We start from the raw sequence: 17,877 nt of genomic DNA on the forward strand, positions 1-17,877 counted from the left end.
TTTAGCTATGAATTATAAAAACAAAACCGACTGAGTTAAGTGAAAACAGCGCCGGGAAACCCGGAAACGCAGGGCCGGACAGGCCCTCAGCGTTCCGGATTTCCCGGCGCTTCTAATTCAGCTATTAAATTAAAGATTTATCCAATTCTTTCTCAAATGGTCCAGGTGTAGGATTCACACCGCGTTTCTCACCCCAGTAATCCCTGTCAAAGAAGATCGGGCTGCCGTCCGGGTTCTCGAATTTCTCTTCCGGCTCGAATGCCTCTCCCAGCACTTCAGTGGAGATAAATGGAGTCGCCAGTTTCGGAAGGTGCTCGTAGAGGTTGGTATCCAGATAATAAGCGCCATCCTTTTCCACCAATTTTACATAGATCTCATGTTCTGTATCCTGAGCGTAGTTGAGCTCTTTTGCGCAAGGCTCGGCGCCGTTGAAGAATACGTTTCCGCCTGTGTAAACAGGAAGTTTTGTATAATATTTGGTGCGGTCTTCTGCAGCTCCGGTGTCATTTTCCTTGGTGAACAGAGCGAAATATTCATCCCATGTAGGATAATCGCTGAACTGTGAAGTACCTGTTACTGTGCCGACCAGTTCAATATTCTGTGATTCAATAAAATCCGTATAGGATTTCGGAATCGGATTCTGAACGAATATATTATTATAGAAGCGGTCGTCACCGTGTAAAAATGTCATGAATCCGGCAACTTCTGTTCTGTGAGGTACGTGATATGGCGTATATCTCGGGCCGGTAGCAGGGCTTCCGTTATCGGTTCCGCCGCCAACACATGTAAATGGTCCGCAGATCAGGTTATGTACATAAGCAACGCCCTGTGTAGCCAGACGTCCGGAATAAGCGGATAAGAACAGGTTGTTGTCCACGAGAGTCGGGCCGTGGCTTACTTCGATGAACAAGTCCTCGCCAAGGGACAGCTTTGTGGTCAGTTCTGCATCTTCAGGCGGCATATTGTCATGGAACAGGTTCTGCGTAATACGTGTGCCCTGTGCCTGCCAGTCAACCCAGATACCTCTTGTGCAGTGATGAATATGGTTTCTGCGGAAGATGACGTCGATGGCTGCATGAAGCTTAATTCCGCCGATCTCGGCTCCGGTCAGCTGCTGTTTTGTATTGATATCATGAATATGGTTGTCTTCAATCAGAGAGAATACACAGCCTAAGTGTCCTACAATACCGGTCTGCTCGCAGTGGTGAATATGGCATCTGCGCACGATATGGGAACCGATGTTTTCTTTTGTCCAGCCCTCGATCTGTGCCTGGCAGATAGCGTCACGCTCGGTCTGAGTTCCGTGTTTCAGACGTTTGAGCGTCCATTTATTCTCATTATTAGGCTGTAAATATTTGCCCAAAGAGATGCCGCAGCATTTGGAATCGGAAACTTCGCAGTCTTCGATGATCCAGCCCTTGCTCCAGTGCGGTCCGATCATGCCTTCCTGATATGCGGTAGGAGGTGCCCAGGTAGTCGCAGCCTGTTTTACCACAAAGCCGGAAAGGGTGATGTAGTTAACGCCTGTTTTTTCAGGATAGAAGCAATTTCTACGGACGTTGATTTCAACGTTGTGCTCATTGGGATCATTGCCCTGGAAGTTGGCATAAATTACGGTTTCATTATTTTCCTGGCAGGAATACCACTGGTAAACAGTGAATTCATGATCCCAGGAAGGTTTATAAATCTGAGGATCTAATACGGATTCCAGAGAATCTGTTTCATACATGGATTTGCCGTTCAGATAAACCTCTCCGGTATGGAGAACGATGCTGCTGTAATACCAGTCGCCGCCGATAACCGTGGTATAAGGATTGTAAGATCCGAAGATTCCGTTAGGGATACGGGCAACCCAAACATTATCCTTATAATGTTCCCAGTTTTTCACAGGCTCCGCACCTGAGATAATGGCTCCGCCCATCACTTCTGAACGGTATACGATAGGTTTTCCTTCTTCACCGCCGTTAATAGGATTTACATATTCACGGTAAAGGCCAGGTGCGACAATGACCTCGTCGCCGGCAACCGCGATCTGAGCCGCCTCGCTGATCTGTTTAAACGGCTTCTCTTTTGATCCGTCACCGCCGCGTGCTGCATCAATTGATACATAGTAAACCATATGTCTCCTCCTTATTGCGCTCGAGCGCTTTTTTATTTAAAACTAGCACATCTGTGCAAAGATGTCAATATTATTTGCTTTGAAACAATATTTTTAGAAGAAATAGACAAATAGGCAGCCGGTATTTTATCTCTAATTACTGATGATAAATATAACCGGATTTTAAGGCTCCGATGGATCGGAAGACAGGCTTTGGGGAATGTAGATATTTAAATCTGTATAGTAAATATCTTTTTCAGGGTCTTTTCCAAGGGCCAGTTTATTAAATAAAAGTTCCAGCGACAACCGGCCCTGGCCTTTGGAATCCTGGGAGATGGTAGCTGAAACCATGCCGTTTTTCAGCATGGGTTCCATAGGTTCCACCAGATCGTTGGTGATGATGCGGACTTTTCCGTTACCCATAGCCTTTGAGATGGCCCTGCATACGCTGTAATCCCCAGGGTTTACCAGATAGATGATGTTCATATCCGGGTGGTTTTGAATCGCTTCCCGGACGGTGTCATAATAATCGGACGTACCGTCTTTTAACACATAACTGCCCACGATGCGGATATCCGGATAACGCTCGGATGTTTCCTGCTGAAAGCCCTTGACGCGTTCCTCATAGCTGAAGGGATTGGAAGCCTGATTGCTGAAGATCACCACACGTCCATGGTCATTGCTCAGCAGCGCAGACAGGCCGGCGGCCAGGCGTCCGGCTTTTTTATAATCGCTGCCCACATAACAGATGCGTTCATAGGAGGGATCATCCACGTTGAAAAACAGGATGGGGATCTCCATGGACACGGCTTTTTGAATCAGCCTTACAACACCGGGATTATTGCCCGGAGCCACGGCCAGGGCGTCGCAGTCAAATGATTGGGAAATCCGGTCCAGTTCCTCTTCTGTAAGCGGCAGATCGCGTTCAAAAGTGTAAAATTCCACGTGAACGCCAAATTTTTTCAGATCCTCCGCTTTTTCAAGAGCGCCTTTTCGGATTTCACCGTAGATGGGCGCTTTTTTTCCCGTAGTCGAACAAAAGCCTATCTTCAGCTTCCTTTTTCTTGCGGCCAGCGCTTTCCCGGCTTCGTTGGGCTGGTAGTCCAGCTCGCGTATGATTCGGTTGATCTTTTCCGCAGTGTCGGGTTTTACGGCTCCTCTGTTGTTGATGACACGGTCTACCGTTCTTCTGGACACGCCTGCTATCTCGGCAATCTGTTTGATTGTGGCCATTGGAACCTCCTTTTACCGGTTTTTATCCGTATTATTTTCCAAGGCAGAATAATGCTCTTGCTTTTTTGAATACATTTGTTTATCAGCCTTGCGGTAAGTGCTGTGAAGATCATCGTCTTCCTGTTCATTGTAAATGGCATATCCCCAGGAAAAACTCAGATCAGGGGAGAAGGTCAGTTTGTAGAATTCTTCTTTCAGCCGTGCCATCAAATTCTCTATCTTACTCTCATCCGCGCCGGGAACCCAAATGACAAATTCATCTCCGCCGATCCGGTACATGACAGCTTCTTTCGTTTTCAGATTTTCAAATGCCTGGGAAATGCAGGTGATATATTGATCCCCTTTTTCATGCCCGTAAGTATCATTTACCTTTTTCAGACTGTTTAAGTCAATGGCTATAATTCCCATCCCGTGTTCCCGTCTCATAGCTATTAGATTGGCCATGTCGATCTGATAGGCGTTTCTGTTCTTTAACTGGGTTAAATAGTCCGTATTGGCCATATCGCGGTAAAATGGATTGGAGATATGGCGGAACAGAGCTCTGGAAATCAGGCTGGCAATCAAACTGAACAGCAGGATAAACCAAGGAAGGAGAAGCCTTAAATTGCGGTAGGTCATATATTGATGCTCCGCTTCAAATTCAATGCCGATCACGCCGATTACATCTGCATCATCATAGATGGGGAGATAAGTGATGAAGATTTTGCCCCATTCGGTATCCTTGATTTTATCGGGAAGCACCTTTTCTCCGCTTAAAGCCCTCTGCATATCCGGGTATATCTCACTTTCTATCAGATCGCCCGGATAGCGGAAACTAGGATTATCAGAATTTAAGCCGTCAATTACATAGATGAATTCGCCGTTTGAATTCTGTTTGGCGGTATATAAGTACATGACTCCCGTAACTTCTTTTACCTGGCGGAAAAGGTCATGCATCTCTATGTATTCCGGATTATTAATATCTTCGCGGGCGGATATATTATCGAAAGTCGTGGTATCCAGGAATTCATCTATATAGGAATAGATGGACTCTACCTGATCATTTAAACTTTTTAATGTATCTCTGTAAGTAATCTGATACTGAAAGATAAAGATGGAAAAAGTTAAAGCCGCCACGATCGCGGCGGTAAAAATTGATACCTGAAAATCAACGCGTTTCCAAAAGGTATTTTTCATGAGAAGTTCCTTTTACTAATATTGTAAACTAAAATATAGGGTATATAGGTATCATATAATGGAAAAGAAAAAAGGTCAATAAATAAACGTAATGCAAAAACCGAACGGACTGCCGGGGCCGCGGACAGTAACGCTTGATGGAAGATAAGAAAGATGGTAAACTATTACTCAGAAAAACTATAATCGGACAACGGAGGAGGATAATGAAAAAGAACTTAAAGTTTCTAATTGCCGGCATCATAACATTTCTTCTTATTATTGTAGTAGTGGCGGCGGTTTTAATTGGCAAGCTGATCACTTTTAAGAAGGAACCGGTCACTTTTGAACAGTTTGGGAAGTATGCATCCGAGCAGGGATATGTCTTTGAGGATGAAACAAGCCAAATGCCAGAAGGTTTCGGAAAGTATGGAGAGGCCTATAAAGAGGACGGAGATCAGGAACTGGTAATTTCATTCAGTGAGTGCTCTGACGTGGCTTCAGCAGTTAAACTTTATAACAAAACTCAATATATGATTACAGAAGATTACAAAGGGGCAGTGTCCAGCAATAAGAATATAAATCTGAAAAACTTTTCCAAATATGAGCAGACCAGCGGAGGAATCTATGCAGCCGCTGTGAGAATTGACAATACGGTGCTGTTTGTCAAGGCCGGCTCTGAAGGTAAAAAAGAGCTTCAGGAGTTTATAGAAGGTTTGGGATATTAAAGATAGAGAGGCAAAAAATGGCTGAGAGAATTAGTTTAGAAAAGTTACTTAATACAAGGGATCTGGCAGGATACCGGACATCTGACGGAAAAACAATCCGTCCCAAATGCCTGATCCGAAGCGGAGCATTGGCAGGAATGAGCGAAAAAGATAAAGAGATCTTATATGGGGAATATGGCGTCCGCACAGTCATCGACCTGCGTACCGGTTTGGAGGCCGCCGAAAAACCAGATCCGGAGGTGCCGGGAGTGAAGAACGTATTCAATCCGATTCTGGATGAAGAAACAGCGGGTTTCACCCATGAAAATGAAGACGGAGAAGGCGTGGATATGCTGGAAGGATTTTTAAAACATGCGAAATCCTTAAACGGCCATCCGGAAATCTATATCAACCGCCTTTATGAAAATCTGGTGATAAATGAACAGGCCATGAAACGCTACGGAGCCTTTTTAAATCAGGTTTTGGAAGCGGAGCCGGGCGCTGTTTTATGGCACTGCAGCGCAGGAAAAGACAGAGCCGGCATGGCATCCGCATTTTTACTGACCGCTTTGGATGTGGACCGGGAAACGGTGATCAGCGATTTTACGGCATCCAATGAATTTCTCCAAAAGGAAACCGACGGAATGACCGCTCTGGTGCGTTCCAGAACATCGGACCCCAACCTGGAAAAATGCGCTGAAATCCTGTGCCAGGTTCATGAATCCTATATCCGCGGGGCGTTCAGGATCATCGAAGACCGGTTTGGAGGCATGGACAGCTATTTGGAAAATCAGCTGAACTTTTCAAGGGAAAAGAGAGACAGGCTGAAGGAACGGTTCTGTATATAAAGAGATTTTCCCGGCTTATTGAAATCACAATTGATACTTCCTGATTAATTCCATCAGGAAGAGATGGGCGTCTGTCAGCTCCAGGTTTTTGCGCCAGATCAGGGCGGTGATTCTGTATATTTGTGGAGAAAGGGAATAAAAAGCCAATTCTCTGTTGATAACGTGCCGGACGGGCAGGAATGCTGCGCCCATGCCGCCGTTTATCAGGTTTCGGATCATATCGGCCTGATTTAAGCTGAAACCGGACTGGGGCTGTTGAGGCAGATCTTTAAAGAAGCTGTCCACCAGGTAGCGGATGCAGTTTCCTTTTTTCTGAAGGATAAAGTCTCCGCTTTCCAGGATGCCGGAAATTTGGGCTGCTGTCAGGGCTTCATTCCGGGAATGACGGCTGCAGTACGGGTGGGTGGAAGGGAGTACGAAAACGATCTCTTCTTTATCTAATATATCACTGTGGCCGGAAAAATGCCGGACAGAATGAGTGGTGACCAAAGCCATATCAAAACTTCCGTCCATAACGGAACGCTCAATATTGGACAAGTTGGAATCCAGAATCTCGACTTCTGTATGGGGAAAATGTTCCCGGAACAGAGGGAGGATGGAATAAAGCGTCTGAAGCGTTTTGGCGGAAGTGCTTCCTATGGTGATCAGCTGCATCTGCGACACCTGCTGTATATTTTTATATGCAGCTTTTTTTAATTCCAACACCTTTTTTGCATATCTGACGTATAATTCCCCCATGGGAGTCGGAAGGATTTCTGACTGCTTACGGATGAACAGGGCTGCGCCCATCTCTTTTTCCAGCTTGCTCAGATACTGGCTGAGGGAAGATTGGGAGACATAGAGTTCTTTAGCAGCCTTTGTAATATTTCTTTGCTTATCTATTTCCACAATATATTCTAAATATCTGGTATCCATAATTACCTCATCAACGTTTAATTTTGCAAAAGGCCGGAAAGAGACGGTTGAAACATGGGATAATGCGTTTGAATCAGTGTCAGCATCATCTGTTCGCCCGGGGTCAGCGGACGGGACTGCTGATAACATAATAAATTAAGCCGGTAAGCTCTCGGTTTTAACTGATAATAGCGGATATCCGGGCTTAAAAAGGCACAGCTGGCCGGAAGCATGGTGATTCCAAAGTTTTTAGAGACCATAACGGCCGCATGGTTCATATGTTTGATCCGGCAGGTGGAAGCCGGGAAATAATTGGTCTGCCGGAACATCTGCTCTTCGATCCGCCGCACATTGGAGTTTTCCGCTGCCAGTATGAAGTGATTATCCGCAAAGTGTCTGACGAATTCTTCCGGAGCGATGGTGTGATCAGGATTGGGGAGGCGGCAAAATGGGTGGTTTGCCGGAACGGCCAGCAGAATATCCTCTTTTCCCAGGATCTGACTGAAGCCGGGCAGCCCATTGGGCGAAATATCGGCTAAAAGCGCGATATCCGCCTTTCCTTCCGTTACCATTTTTTTGATTTGGGAGTGATTTTCTTCTGAAAATTCCAGCGTGCAGTTGGGAAACTCCTTTTTAAAGATGGGGAGTATATGGCAAAACAGTTTAACAGACCATGAAATTGAAGCCACAAGGCGTATATGTTCTGACTGCATCAGCAGAGACGCTTCCTGTTTGAACGCTTGCTGCATCGTGCGGATATCGCGGCAGGCGGCCAGATAGATCTTGCCTGACGGAGTCGGGTAAAGCTCCCCGTCATGTTTTAAAAAGAGAGCGGTTCCCAGTTCCTCTTCCAGTTTGGAAAGATACTGGCTTAATGTGGGCTGGGATATGGACAATGCCTTTGCCGCCCGGGTAATGCTTTTATACTGATCAATCGCGAGAACATAATTCAGATATTTAATATCCAATGGGTTACCTGCCTTTCGGATATAAGTATTTGCTATAAAATTTATAGGTCCTGTGAATTGGTCATAATGATGACCTGATATTATAATTAATACATAAGGATGTACGAAATAAACAAAATACCAGTTCATTATATCATATCAAAAAGGGGTATGAAAGAAGTATTTAAGGGGCAGAAGGAGGCAGATATGCTGGGAAGCAAAATGCGCACGCAGATGAAGGTGGTATCCGATTATACGGATGAACAGCTGCGTTTTATCAAACAAATAGGTGTGGATCATGTATTTGTGATGTTTAAGAATGAACACACGGACTACGATTCCGTGATGAAGTTTATGGAGAGACTGCGAAAGGTTGGGCTCACGGTGACGGATGCGGGAAATACGGATATCTATAAGAATCCTTTGATTCATCTGGGCCTTCCCGGCAGGGACGAGGCCATTGAACGGTATAATGCGTTCACCCGGGTCTTATCAAAAGCCGGTATTCCGGTAACTTACATGACATGGGAGCCGAATAAAGTATTAACCAGCCGCATTGACGTCGGAACTTATACGAGACAGGCTCCGGCCAGGATTGTGGACATCGGGGAATTGGAAAAGAGGCCGTACAGCCATGGTAGACTTTTTACAAAGGAAGAAATCTGGGATAATTTTAAATACTGGCTGGATCGGGTACTCCCGGTGTGCGAGGAGGAAAATGTAAAAATAGCGCTTCATCCCAACGATCCGCCGGTGGACTGCCTGCTGGGCATTTCCAACCTGATTACATCGGCCGCTGATTATAAGCGTGCATTTGAACTGGCGGGCAACAGCCCGTATCTGGGGATGAAGATGTGTATGGGATGCTGGCTGGAGGCCGGGGATGCATTTGGAAACCTGCTGGAGGATATTAAATACTTTATTGAGCAGGACAAGGTGCTGATCGTGCATTTCCGCAATGTGAGCGGAACCATGCCGTATTTTGAGGAGACATTGCTGGAAGACGGGTACATGAATATGTATGAGGCCATGAAACAGCTGGTGCGTTGTGATTACCAAGGGGTGATTCATGTGGATCACGCTCCCCGTATGACAAATGAATGCGGAGGAATGAATGCTTCTTTCGCATATTGTACCGGATATATGAAGGCGCTTTTAAATTGTGCAATACAAGAGATCAATAAGGAGGAAAGGTAATGAAAAAAACGGGAAGGTTACTGGCAGCGGCATTGGGGATTATGCTGGCAGCAGGAAGTTTGGGAGGATGCAGCAAAAAGGCGGAACCGGCGCCGGCTACAAAGGCAGAGGCGGCTTCGGCGGATTCATCAAACCAGGCTTCATCAGAAAAACAAACCTCAGAGGAACAGACAACGGCGGAAACAAAAGAAGGTAAGGGAGGATCTGTGGTTATCGCCATCGGCACCCCTCAGCAGACCTTTTTCATGCCTCAGTCTTCTTCTACAGGCGACCGGTTTGGCGTACAGCCGATTCTGGAACCCTTGGGAAGGGTGGATTCCAAGGGAGATTATTCGCCTTGGCTGGCAGAAGAGTTTATTGTGGACGACGATGCGCTGACATTTACGATTAAATTGAGAAAAGACGTGTATTTCCAGGACGGATCAATCTGTGATGCGGATGCAGTGGTATGGAATATTGAACAGTATATCCAGAACGGAAAAGCCAGTGAGATCGGTTCTCCTAAATCGGTGGAAAAAACGGATGACCTGACCGTGGTGATCCAGTATGACAAATGGGCGAATGACTGGGAAAATGTGATCGGAAACATTTATATCTGTTCTAAAGAAGCATATGAAAAGAACGGTGCGGAATGGTGTAAGATCCATGCGGTAGGTACGGGACCATTTGTCCTGGACACCTATGTGGCGGATACGAAAATCACATATAAGAAAAATGAAAACTACCGTATTGAAGGACTTCCAAAAGTGGATACGCTGGAAATTGACTTTATTAAAGACAACAACACCATCGTTTCCGCACTGCTGAATAAGGAAATAAATGTGGCCATGAAGCTGAATAATGAGCAGGCCATCAATACCATAACGGCGGCTGGCTTTGAGCGGATCGGTAATAAAAATGCCAACAGCGCCGGCATCAAACATATCATCTGGAACAGCAAGAGCGATAAACATCCGATGGGAGATTTAAAGGTGCGTCAGGCAGTCATGCATGCGATTGATTGGGATAATGTGGCAAAAGCCCTGTCAGGCGGTCTGGGAGAAGCGACTCCTCTGTTCTGTACCAAGGATTCCTGGGCTTACAATCCGGAAGCGGAATTCTATGAGTATGATCTGGATTTAGCTAAATCAATGCTGGCGGAAGCGGGATATCCGGATGGTTTTGAAACCACGATCTATGCTATTTCCAGCAATGTGGATGTTGCCACTGCATTCCAGGCATGTCTGGATCAGATTGGAATCAAAGCGGAAATCTCTGTTCTGGACAGTTCCGTACTGGCATCCATGCAGAAAGAGGATGATATAGACGGATTTATCGCCGGCAGCGGTGCGGCTCAAATGGATTTTGTAAATAACTATATCCGCCTGTATTCTTCAGAAGGCATCAAAAACCACGGAATTATGTTGCGCCCGGCAGAATTTGAAGAGCCGTTGTTTGCAGCCAGGGCGGCGAAGACGGTAGAGGAGAAAAAAGCACAGCTTCAGAAAGCGTCTAAGGCGCTGGTACAGGATTATGTGATGATTACACCTCTTGCGGTTGTCTATTCACAGTCTTTCGGAGAGCCGGGATTGAAAGATACCGGAATTTCCGAAGCGGATATGTCACAGTGGACGCCGGAAGCAATGTATTGGGAATAAGGTTAAATGTTGAACCGGGCGGAAACGTATGTTACCGCCCGGTTATCAGCAGAGAGGAGAAGGTTTATTTATGGGATCTTATATTGCAAAACGAACGGGACAGATGATCTTAATTATATTTCTGATATCCATTTTTATCTTTATGCTGGTTTCTTTGATTCCGGGCGATCCGGTGTATGCGATGCTGGGTGAGGAGGTTTCACCGGAGGAATACCAGAGAGTATATCTGGAACTTGGGCTAGATAAGCCGGTTATCATGCGGTATTTCAACTGGCTGTTTAATGCGCTCAGAGGGAACCTGGGCATGTCCACGCAGTTTCATAAAAACACCATCGATGTGCTGGCAGAACGCATTCCCATCACTTTGTTTTTATCCTTTGCGGCATTTTTAATCAGTATTCCTTTGGGCGTGTTTTTCGGGGTTGTCAGCGCGGTAAAAAGGGGAAAAGCGGCGGATATGGTTGTTACTTTATTAGCCAACATCACCGCCTGCCTTCCTCAGTTCTGGATCGGCCTTTTGGTAATGTACCTGTTTTCCATGAAACTGGGCTGGCTCCCGTCTTACGGCTTCACCTGGCCTTGGGAGGATTTTTCCACCAGCATGAAGCAGCTGGTTATGCCGCTGTTCTGCCTGGCTCTTGGCGGTATCGCAACGGTAACAAGACAGACCCGTTCCAGCATGCTGGAAGTCATCCGCCAGGATTATGTGAGGACGGCCCGTTCCAAAGGACTGACCGAGAAAAAAGTAATCTTTATCCATGCGTTGAAAAATGGCCTGATCCCGGTTATCACCATCCTGGGCATGAGGCTGGGCGCCATGCTTGGCGGTTCCATGTTTGTGGAGTCGGTGTTCTCCATTCCGGGTATGGGCTCCCTGTTTGTAAAAGCCATTACCTCCCGTGATATCCCGGTTGTACAGGCCTGCGTGCTGGTGACTGCGCTGGTTGCGTGTACGGTCAATCTGATCACCGATATCCTTTATGCAGTGGTTGACCCGCGGATCCGTTTGGAATAAGGGGCAGAATAGGAGGAAACGATGATGAATACAAAACTCAGGAAGTTTTTTGGAGCCATGTTCTCCAGAAAGATAGTTATTTTCGCATTTGTGGTGGTGGTGTTGTTTATCTTCACCGCACTGTTTGCCCCGTTAATCGCCCCTTATGATCCCAACTTTGCGGACTTTGCGGCATATCTTGCAAAGCCGTCGGGGGCTCATCTGCTGGGTACGGATTCTTACGGGCGTGACGTAATGAGCCGGATTATCTTCGGCGCCCGCGTCAGTCTGATTATCGGCGTGCTGGCGGTTATCATCGCCTGCGCCATCGGAACCTTTCTCGGAATGGTGGCCGGATACTTTGGCGGAATCGTGGATGATGTAATTAACCGTATGACCGAGGCAATCCGCGCGATCCCTCAGGTAGTGCTTGCTATGGCATTGACGGCAGTGTTCGGAAGCGGAATCAAAAACCTGGCCATTATCCTGGGAGTATCGTCCATGGCCGGTTATGTGCGCATGATGAGGGGGCAGGTGCTTTCCATCAAACAGTCGGATTATATCATGGCCGGAAAGCTGCAGGGAAACAGCAACTTCCAGCTGATGTTTAAACATATCCTGCCCAACAGCATTTCCCCGATCATCGTAATGATGACCCAGCAGGTAGGAACGACGATCCTGTCGGAAGCGGGCCTGAGCTTTTTAGGGCTTGGAATCAGCGCGCCGACGGCATCCTGGGGAAGCATGGTGAGCGAGGGACGCCTGTTCCTGCTCCAGAGCCCGGCCTTTGCGCTGGCGCCCGGAATCTGCGTGGCAATACTTGTTATCTGCCTGAACATGCTTGGTGACGGAGTGCGTGACGCACTGGATCCAAGGCTCAGAGGCGAGATCTAAAAGGAGGAAGAGGGAATGACGAAACATTTGCTGGAATTAAAAGGAATCCGCACCAGCTTCCGTACCGATGGAAAACAGGTTCAGGCGGTGGACGGGGTGTCCATGTATCTGGACCCGGGAGAGATCATAGGAATCGTAGGGGAATCGGGAAGCGGAAAGTCCGTGACGATGATGAGCATGCTCCAGTTAATCAGTTCGCCGGGTAAGGTGAACGGCGGAGAGGTGTACATAGAGGGAAGCGATAAAAACATGCTGGAGTATGACGCGCAGAGCGAGGAGATGCGTCATATGAGAGGCGGAAAGGTGAGCATGATCTTCCAGGAGCCGATGACATCCTTAAATCCGGTGCTGACAATCGGGTACCAGATCCAGGAAAACATCATGCTGCACCTGAAACTGAATAAAGAAGAGGCGAAGGCCAGAACCATCGAAATGTTAAAGATGGTGAACATCCCGGATGCGGAGCAGAGGTTCCACTACTATCCGCAGCAGTTCTCGGGAGGAATGAGGCAGAGGATCATGATTGCCATGGCCATGTCCTCCCAGCCGCAGGTGCTGGTGGCAGACGAGGCGACAACTGCGTTAGACGTAACCACCCAAGCGCAGCTGCTGGAAATGATCCGGGACATCGCCAAAAAGACCAATACAGCGGTTGTGATTGTAACCCACAACCTTGGAATTGTGGCAAGGTTTGCGGAGCGGATCTATGTTATGTACTCGGGAAGCGTGGTGGAAACCACCTCGGCAGGCGAGCTGTTTGCAGATCCGGAGCATCCGTATACGAGGGCGCTGTTACGTGCGATTCCCAGACTGGATGACCCGAAAGACCGGATACTGATCCCCATAGACGGCCTGCCGCCGAACCCGGCATCCCGTCCGGAGTACTGTCCGTTCTATGACCGGTGCGAGTACCGTGTGGACCGGTGTAAAGAGGGAAAGAGGCCGGAATTAGCAGAAGTTTCTCCGGGACATTTCAGCGCATGCGTGCTGACGGCAGAGGAGAAGGCGCAGAAGGCGGAAGAGATCGCCAAGAAAGAGATCAAGAAAGCGCCGAAATCCGTAATTCAGGCAGAAAATTGTCTGGAAGTGAAGAATGTAAGGAAGTATTTCCCGGTTTACAAGGGAATGATGAGGAAAAAAGTTGGAGAAGTAAAGGCCATTGAGGAGATCACTTTCCACGCAAGGAAAGGCGAGACTCTGGGAATTGTAGGGGAAAGCGGATGCGGAAAAACCACCCTTGCCCGCTGTATTATGAGAGTTTACCAGCCGGAAGAGGGCGAGATCTTATTTAATGGTACGGATATCGCTAACTTTACGGATAAACAGCTGGCGCCCTACCGTTCAAAGATCGCGATGATCTTCCAGGACCCGTTTTCATCCTTGGACCCAAGACAGACGGCAGAGGCTATCGTGGGAGAATCTTTAAAGCTTCATAAACTTGTTAAGAATAAAGAAGAGTATGACAAACGGGTGGATGAGCTGTTCCGCATTGTAGGCTTAGACCCGGATTTGAAGGGGCGTGTGCCTCATGAGTTTTCCGGCGGCCAGAGACAGAGAATCGGAATCGCCAGAGCGCTGTCCTCGAACCCGGATATGATTATCTGTGACGAACCGATATCGGCGCTGGACGTATCAATTCAGGCGCAGATCATTAACCTGCTGGAAGAATTGCAGGCAAAACTGGGGCTGACCTATCTGTTTATCGCCCATGACCTTGCGGTGGTAAAACACATCAGCGACCGGATACTTGTTATGTATTTGGGACGTGTTGTGGAGATCGCGGAATGCGAAGAACTGTATGAAAATACCCTTCATCCTTACACGAAGGCATTATTGTCGGCTGTTCCGGTTGCGGACCCGGCGGTAGAGGCGAAAAGGGAACGGGTAGAGATTCGCGGAGAGGTGCCGAGTCTTACAAAGCGCCCGGCCGGCTGTCCGTTCCACGACAGATGTGACCGTGTGTCAGATCGCTGCAAACAGGAGATACCGGTATTAAAAGATATTGGAAATGGCCATCAGGTTGCCTGTTTTTTATATGAATAAAATCCATGGAACCCGGGGAATAGGCGAGACATAAATTGAGGAAATCAGATTACAATTACAGGAGTTTAGTTTAATTAAGAGCATAAGATTTTGCGATTTTTGCAAAATCTTATGCTCTTTGTAAATATTATCCCCCAATCCGTAACCTGAGTTTCTCATTTTACGCTTCTTCTTCGGTTTAGAAGTACCTTTTTGTCAATTGTGAAAAGGTTAATTTTTTCATTTTTATTTCAAATTATAACTGTCTATCAGATTTTTCATACTTCGGTTCAAGTGACTTTCCATGTCTTTTCGCGCCATATAAGGATCTCCCTTAATGATGTCGTCCAGGATCGCTCTGTGTTCCTCTATGGATTTCAGATTATGCTCGTGTTCCGTGACGGTTTTTCCAAAGGAACTCCCATTCCACAGGGAAGTCAGCATAGAAAACAGTTTTTTATTCCCCGTTGCCTTCCAGATGGAGGTATGAAAAACTTGATTGTAATTCCGGAATTCATCCGGCAGAAACACCCCATTTTTAGCTTCAATTTCAGTCTGATTCTGAATTAATTCAGACACATCCATACGGGATAAAGCCGCCCTGGAGACAGCCTCCCCTTCTAAAATGGTGCGCACATCAAAATGATCCCGTATCATGTCAACATTAATTCCTTTAACAATTGCTTCTTTATTCAGGCGCAGTTCAATAAGACCTTCAGATGAGAGCATCTGAAATGCCTCACGCACAGGTGTGCGGCTTACCCCTAATTGTTCCGCAGTCTGAGTCAAAGATAGGGTTTCTCCTTCTTTATACTCACCTGCCAGAATTGCTTTCCTTATAATGGAAGCTATTCTAAACCGTGTCGGTAATAGATTAACAGTTTCAAGTTTTGCAGCCATAAGATCCCCCAACGTTCATTTTTTCCGCTATAGGCGCAATAAAATGCGTCTAAATATCTAATTTAATATTAACATATCGAAGAAATAAAAGTCAATATTTCGGGCCGGAGAAAACGGGTTAAAATATATAATTAAACTCCGGATATAACATAATAATATGTATAAAATATATAAAAATAATTGACATGGGCAAAAATATATGCTATAAATAGCTTAGATTGTATACGATATACGAGATACGATATTCAAGATGCGGTATAAAAGAGGATTTACATGAAAATTATCATTGTTCATATGCTATTAGCCCATAAAAGCTCAAGGACGTATAACAGCGCCGGAACTCATATATAGGAGAACATGGATAAGGAGGGAAAGTTTTGCACGCAATAGAAAAAATATTGGCAAAAAACAGCGGCAGAGAGTCAATTAAAACAGGAGAGATTATTACTGCAAAGGTAGATTTTGCAGAGGTCAATGATCTCTATCTTCAGACGATATATTCGTTTAGGGAGATGGGGGGAGAGAAGGTATGGGACAAGGAACGGCTTGCATTTGTATTTGACCATTATGCTCCGGCGCCAACCATACAGTCAGCTTCTAACCATAAGGAGATGAGAGAATTTGTTAGGGAGCAGGGTCTGACCCATCATTTTGATATCAATGCCGGGGTCTGTCATCAGGTTATGCCGGAACACGGCCTGATCTGTCCGGGAACGATTGTGGTTGCCACGGATTCCCATACGACCACCCACGGAGCATTCGGAGCGCTGGGGACGGGCGTTGGGGCGACGGATATGGCGACGATTATGATTACAGGAGAACTGTGGTTCCGCGTTCCGGAAATCATAGAGGTGAGAATTGACGGAACAGCCATGGACGGCGTCATGCCTAAGGATGTGATTCTTCATATACTGGGTGAGATAAAAGCGGACGGGGCTGTTTATAAAGCCATTGATTTTACCGGCACTTACGTAGAACAGCTGGATGTGGCAGGGCGGATGGCGATCTGCAATATGGCAGTGGAGATGGGCGCTAAAACCGCTTATATGCAGCCCAACCAACAGGTGTTGGATTATGTTTCTAAACGTGCGGAGAGAGCGTATGAGGTGCAGGAAACAGACCCGGGATACCAGTACGCAAAACAGTATTATTTTGATATCAGTGAGATGTCTCCTCAGGTAGCGGTTCCCCACAGCGTAGACCGGGTAAAACCGATTGAAGAGGCGGAGGCGGTTCACGTGGATCAATGCTTTATCGGAGCATGTACCGGAGGACGCGTTGAAGATATTGCGTCTGCGTCAAGAATATTAAAAGGTAAAAAGATTGCAGAGAATGTCCGGCTGATTGTGATTCCGGCTTCTAAGGAAGTTCTCTGTACTTGTATAGAAAAAGGATATCTTCAGGACTGTATCGACGCCGGAGCAACGATCTCAACTCCAGGCTGCGGACCGTGTCTGAGCGCCCATCAAGGAGTACTTGCTCCCGGAGAGGTCTGCGTGACCGCTTCCAACAGGAATTTCCCGGGAAGAATGGGCAGCAATCAGGCGGATATCTATCTGGCTTCGCCCATGACTGTGGCGGCTTCTGCTCTGACAGGTGTCCTGACCGATCCGAGAACAGTGATAGGAAAGGGGAGGTGAGAAGATGGAAAGCAGATACAGAGGGAATGCCGCGGTCTTGGGCAATAACATTGATACCGATCAGATATTTCCGGGAAGGTACCTGGCTTTGGTTGATCCTGAGGAGATAAAAAGTCATTGTCTGGAAGACTGTGATCCAACCCTGCAGCAGCGTTTCAAAAAAGGGGATATCATTACGGCAGGAAGTAATTTTGGCTGCGGTTCCAGCCGGGAACATGCGGTAATCGCTTTAATGCATTTGGGGGCATCTGTTATTATTGCCGACTCATTTGCTAGAATTTTTTATAGAAATGCTTTGAATCTGGGCCTGCCGCTGATCGTATGCAAAGGCATCTCCAAAAAGGTAAAAGAAGGGGATGTGCTGGAGGCGGATATAGAGACGGGTGTGATTAAGAATCTGACCCGGGGAGAGGAATACGCCGGGGAACAGGTTGGAGAATATGCGCTGGAGATTTTAAAGGCGGGAGGCATTAAGCCGTTGATGAGGAAACGGACGATGGCGGAAAAATTGTGATTTAACGGATTTGTGAAAGATACGCCCGGAATCGAGATGCGAGGAAGGGAGAGGCGGTCTTTACAGGAACCCGGGCGGGGAAGAATGAAAAAAGGCCAATTGGGATTCGGGATTCGCCCCTAAGTGATACTAAGACCCACAAGTACAGAAAGAGACAGGATCGCGCCCATTCGCAGTGAACTCCTTATGACTTCACTGCT

General features: G+C 46.8%; 15 protein-coding genes. 9 read left to right on the top strand and 6 right to left on the bottom strand.

What is annotated here, in order from left to right:
• Window positions 1–124 precede the first annotated feature (124 nt).
• From C0033_RS23190 to C0033_RS23200, 3 genes are all read right to left on the bottom strand, one after another.
• Complete coding sequence (locus C0033_RS23190) at window positions 125–2,119, bottom strand: right-handed parallel beta-helix repeat-containing protein (protein ID WP_103228270.1); 1,995 nt, start codon at window positions 2,117–2,119, stop codon at window positions 125–127.
• Window positions 2,120–2,281: 162 nt separating this feature from the next.
• The gene (locus C0033_RS23195; protein WP_103228271.1) at window positions 2,282–3,331 is read right to left on the bottom strand and encodes a LacI family DNA-binding transcriptional regulator; all 1,050 of its coding nucleotides are present in this window, start codon (window positions 3,329–3,331) and stop codon (window positions 2,282–2,284) included.
• Window positions 3,332–3,343: 12 nt separating this feature from the next.
• Entirely contained in the window at window positions 3,344–4,507 is a 1,164-nt protein-coding gene (locus C0033_RS23200; RefSeq protein ID WP_103228272.1) for a GGDEF domain-containing protein, read from the bottom strand.
• 203 nt (window positions 4,508–4,710) lie between these two features.
• Between C0033_RS23200 and C0033_RS23205 the strand changes: the two genes are divergently transcribed.
• Together C0033_RS23205 and C0033_RS23210 are read left to right on the top strand one after the other, a co-directional pair.
• On the top strand, window positions 4,711–5,211 hold the full coding sequence (locus C0033_RS23205; protein WP_103228273.1) for a hypothetical protein: 501 nt from the start codon (window positions 4,711–4,713) through the stop codon (window positions 5,209–5,211).
• 17 nt (window positions 5,212–5,228) lie between these two features.
• Window positions 5,229–6,038: a tyrosine-protein phosphatase gene (locus tag C0033_RS23210; RefSeq protein ID WP_103228274.1), complete on the top strand. Its 810-nt coding sequence runs from the start codon at window positions 5,229–5,231 to the stop codon at window positions 6,036–6,038.
• A gap of 24 nt (window positions 6,039–6,062) precedes the next feature.
• Here the strand turns inward: C0033_RS23210 and C0033_RS23215 are convergent, their stop codons facing one another.
• Together C0033_RS23215 and C0033_RS23220 are read right to left on the bottom strand one after the other, a co-directional pair.
• Window positions 6,063–6,953, bottom strand: a complete 891-nt coding sequence (locus tag C0033_RS23215; protein ID WP_180994719.1) for a LysR family transcriptional regulator — start codon at window positions 6,951–6,953, stop codon at window positions 6,063–6,065.
• A 17-nt stretch (window positions 6,954–6,970) separates the two neighbouring features.
• A complete protein-coding gene (locus C0033_RS23220) occupies window positions 6,971–7,900 on the bottom strand; it encodes a LysR family transcriptional regulator (protein ID WP_180994720.1) in 930 nt (309 codons plus the stop codon).
• A gap of 186 nt (window positions 7,901–8,086) precedes the next feature.
• On the opposite strand from C0033_RS23220, the gene C0033_RS23225 reads away from it, so the two are divergent.
• The 5 genes from C0033_RS23225 (at window position 8,087) to C0033_RS23245 (ending at window position 14,644) form a co-directional block, all read left to right on the top strand.
• Complete coding sequence (locus C0033_RS23225) at window positions 8,087–9,076, top strand: mannonate dehydratase (RefSeq protein ID WP_180994721.1); 990 nt, start codon at window positions 8,087–8,089, stop codon at window positions 9,074–9,076.
• Complete coding sequence (locus tag C0033_RS23230) at window positions 9,076–10,713, top strand: ABC transporter substrate-binding protein (RefSeq protein ID WP_103228278.1); 1,638 nt, start codon at window positions 9,076–9,078, stop codon at window positions 10,711–10,713. The genes C0033_RS23225 and C0033_RS23230 overlap by 1 nt, the downstream gene beginning before the upstream one ends.
• A gap of 70 nt (window positions 10,714–10,783) precedes the next feature.
• Window positions 10,784–11,728, top strand: coding sequence for an ABC transporter permease (locus tag C0033_RS23235; protein ID WP_103228293.1), 945 nt, complete (start codon window positions 10,784–10,786; stop codon window positions 11,726–11,728).
• Window positions 11,729–11,749: 21 nt separating this feature from the next.
• Complete coding sequence (locus C0033_RS23240) at window positions 11,750–12,601, top strand: ABC transporter permease (RefSeq protein WP_103228279.1); 852 nt, start codon at window positions 11,750–11,752, stop codon at window positions 12,599–12,601.
• 15 nt (window positions 12,602–12,616) lie between these two features.
• On the top strand, window positions 12,617–14,644 hold the full coding sequence (locus tag C0033_RS23245; protein ID WP_103228280.1) for an ABC transporter ATP-binding protein: 2,028 nt from the start codon (window positions 12,617–12,619) through the stop codon (window positions 14,642–14,644).
• Between the two features lie 225 nt (window positions 14,645–14,869).
• On the opposite strand, the gene C0033_RS23250 is transcribed toward C0033_RS23245, so the two are convergent.
• Entirely contained in the window at window positions 14,870–15,523 is a 654-nt protein-coding gene (locus C0033_RS23250) for a GntR family transcriptional regulator (protein ID WP_103228281.1), read from the bottom strand.
• A 377-nt stretch (window positions 15,524–15,900) separates the two neighbouring features.
• Here C0033_RS23250 and C0033_RS23255 point away from each other — a divergent pair, with 377 nt between their 5' ends.
• Window positions 15,901–17,163 (top strand): 3-isopropylmalate dehydratase large subunit, encoded by a 1,263-nt coding sequence (locus C0033_RS23255; RefSeq protein ID WP_103228282.1) that lies wholly within the window; start codon window positions 15,901–15,903, stop codon window positions 17,161–17,163.
• 4 nt (window positions 17,164–17,167) lie between these two features.
• Window positions 17,168–17,677: a 3-isopropylmalate dehydratase small subunit gene (locus C0033_RS23260; protein ID WP_103228283.1), complete on the top strand. Its 510-nt coding sequence runs from the start codon at window positions 17,168–17,170 to the stop codon at window positions 17,675–17,677.
• Window positions 17,678–17,877: the final 200 nt, after the last annotated feature.

It is taken from the genome of Clostridium sp. chh4-2 (assembly GCF_002899675.1).
GTDB lineage: Bacteria > Bacillota > Clostridia > Lachnospirales > Lachnospiraceae > CHH4-2.

Coding starts and splice junctions, on each gene's coding strand:
- C0033_RS23200 (WP_103228272.1), bottom strand. CDS start 4,507: ATGAAAAATACCTTTTGGAAACGCGTTGATTTTCAGGTATCAATTTTT.
- C0033_RS23245 (WP_103228280.1), top strand. CDS start 12,617: ATGACGAAACATTTGCTGGAATTAAAAGGAATCCGCACCAGCTTCCGT.
- C0033_RS23230 (WP_103228278.1), top strand. CDS start 9,076: ATGAAAAAAACGGGAAGGTTACTGGCAGCGGCATTGGGGATTATGCTG.
- C0033_RS23225 (WP_180994721.1), top strand. CDS start 8,087: ATGCTGGGAAGCAAAATGCGCACGCAGATGAAGGTGGTATCCGATTAT.
- C0033_RS23260 (WP_103228283.1), top strand. CDS start 17,168: ATGGAAAGCAGATACAGAGGGAATGCCGCGGTCTTGGGCAATAACATT.
- C0033_RS23240 (WP_103228279.1), top strand. CDS start 11,750: ATGATGAATACAAAACTCAGGAAGTTTTTTGGAGCCATGTTCTCCAGA.
- C0033_RS23250 (WP_103228281.1), bottom strand. CDS start 15,523: ATGGCTGCAAAACTTGAAACTGTTAATCTATTACCGACACGGTTTAGA.
- C0033_RS23215 (WP_180994719.1), bottom strand. CDS start 6,953: ATGGATACCAGATATTTAGAATATATTGTGGAAATAGATAAGCAAAGA.
- C0033_RS23210 (WP_103228274.1), top strand. CDS start 5,229: ATGGCTGAGAGAATTAGTTTAGAAAAGTTACTTAATACAAGGGATCTG.
- C0033_RS23190 (WP_103228270.1), bottom strand. CDS start 2,119: ATGGTTTACTATGTATCAATTGATGCAGCACGCGGCGGTGACGGATCA.
- C0033_RS23205 (WP_103228273.1), top strand. CDS start 4,711: ATGAAAAAGAACTTAAAGTTTCTAATTGCCGGCATCATAACATTTCTT.
- C0033_RS23195 (WP_103228271.1), bottom strand. CDS start 3,331: ATGGCCACAATCAAACAGATTGCCGAGATAGCAGGCGTGTCCAGAAGA.
- C0033_RS23235 (WP_103228293.1), top strand. CDS start 10,784: ATGGGATCTTATATTGCAAAACGAACGGGACAGATGATCTTAATTATA.